This window comes from Aquibium carbonis (genome assembly GCF_003970795.1).
Taxonomy (GTDB): Bacteria; Pseudomonadota; Alphaproteobacteria; order Rhizobiales; family Rhizobiaceae; genus Aquibium; species Aquibium carbonis.
On record NZ_RWKW01000164.1, the window covers coordinates 1 to 1,756 of the forward strand.

Sequence of the window (1,756 nt, forward strand, 5' to 3'; positions counted from 1 at the left end):
CCTTGGAGACCAGTTCGCCCTCGGCGCGCCGGATGACGACGCGGTCGTGGAGTGGACGGAATTTCATTGGGTTCTTTCTGATGTCGACGCGTAGGGCGACGACGCCACGTACATAGTGTTTCTGGCACTCGATTGTTAGGAGTGCCAGAAATATTTTACGCCCTCACTGGGTGACATCGGGGGCTTCTTTGTGAATTTTAACTGATTAAATTTACCGCTGTTTCCCCATTATTATTATTTCCTTTTCAAATTAATACCGATCTATCGGAGTATTTGTTTTGCTTTCTGTTTGGAAACTTTTATATTTTCTATATTTTCGGAGATATCGACTTTGCGCGGAAGCCGCCGAGTTCAGAAGCACCCGTCGCACAGTCGCTCAGCCAGATCGTCGCGAGAATGGGACGGCGAGCCGCGGCTTCCGGCGTCCATCGTGGACATCATTGGCTTTGTCCGTGGTCTCAAGGCGTCTGGGGCATTCGGGGCGTTCGGCGAGGCGGCACGCGCGTTCGGCGGAGCGCCAAGCGAAAGCAGGAACAGGATCACGGCGAGGACGATCGCGCCATAGCGCAGCGCCGCCCGCATCCACGGCTGGCGCCGAACCTGGTGAGGAGCGCGGCGATCACCGCCGCCGCCGTTTCCAATCTTGGAGCCGCGCGTAGATCGTGACCGCGATGCCACCGAGCGGCACTGCGATGAGCACTCCGCGCACCATGTCGAGATACTGGATGAGCGGCGGGATCACGGGCTGTGTCTCGGGTAAGATGTTCTGCGCGACTTCCACGCCCGCTGCAGCCAGCGGCGCCATACAGGCCGCTCCATCGCATTCATGGTGTGGCTGCCGGCCAGCACCTCGCGGCGGGCGACGTTTCGGTAAGCGAAGGCGGTCAGCCGGACCGAGAAAAGCGCGCTCAACTGGCGGGATGGGCCAGCTCTAATCACGCTGCGACGGCTCCTCCACCGGTCCGGCCTGAGGTATCGGCTCCATTCGGCGCGGTTGCCAGGGCGACCGGACATCGTGTTTCCATCCCGTCGGATCGCCATCTTCGTTCATGGCTGCTTCTGGCATCGCCACCACGGCTGCCACTGGTGCACCACACCGTCATCAAACGCGGAATTCTGGAGCGCCAAGTTCGCGGGCAACGTCCAGCGCGACAGGCACGTCGCCGAAGTGCTTCACGCGGCGGGCTGGCGGATGGAGGTGGTCTGGGAGTGCGCTCTGCGAGAGACGAGCATGGACGAGACCGCCTGTCGTCTGCTTGCATGGATCAAGGAAGGCAGCGGAGATTTCGAGAGCCCCGTGATTCGTCGTCGCCAGCAATAGGGCTCGTGCGAGCGCCAACCTGACGCCACATCGGAAGAGGACCGATCTGGACTAGTTCCGGCTAACACGCGAGGGTAGGCTTTTCCGCCGGTGACGTTCGCTTTCTGGCTGCGACAATGGTGACCCAGCGGCTGAGATGAGAGCGCAATATTGTCGCATAGCTCGCTCCAATCCAGCCTGGTCGGGTAGTTGGAATCGTGAGCTCAGCAACGACAAGAACCTCAACACCCGGTCATCAGGATCCGACTACCACAGCTCAGCCAGACAGAACTGCGCAGCTCAATCATTGGCTGCGCAGTTCTGTGTCGGCATTGGCCAATGTTCTCGTCGTCGAGTCTCCGGATGGGTGGCGCAAATCGACGATCGTGTCCCGCCGCGTGGTGTAGCTGGCGGCCATGGTCGCCGTGCTTTCCGGCATTGCCGGGCTGATCAGCG

At 60.4% G+C, this 1,756-nt stretch carries 2 protein-coding genes; one reads left to right on the plus strand and one right to left on the minus strand.

Annotation, left to right across the window (positions count from 1 at the left end):
• Nucleotides 1-619 precede the first annotated feature (619 nt).
• Nucleotides 620-805, minus strand: a complete 186-nt coding sequence (locus EJC49_RS25155; protein WP_126702669.1) for a hypothetical protein — start codon at nt 803-805, stop codon at nt 620-622.
• Nucleotides 806-940: 135 nt separating this feature from the next.
• Here EJC49_RS25155 and EJC49_RS25160 point away from each other — a divergent pair, with 135 nt between their 5' ends.
• Nucleotides 941-1,321 carry a very short patch repair endonuclease gene (locus EJC49_RS25160; RefSeq protein WP_280960067.1) on the plus strand — a complete coding sequence of 127 codons (381 nt, stop codon included), beginning with the start codon at nt 941-943 and terminating at the stop codon, nt 1,319-1,321.
• Nucleotides 1,322-1,756 lie beyond the last annotated feature (435 nt).

Coding starts and splice junctions, on each gene's coding strand:
- EJC49_RS25155 (WP_126702669.1), bottom strand. CDS start 805: ATGGCGCCGCTGGCTGCAGCGGGCGTGGAAGTCGCGCAGAACATCTTA.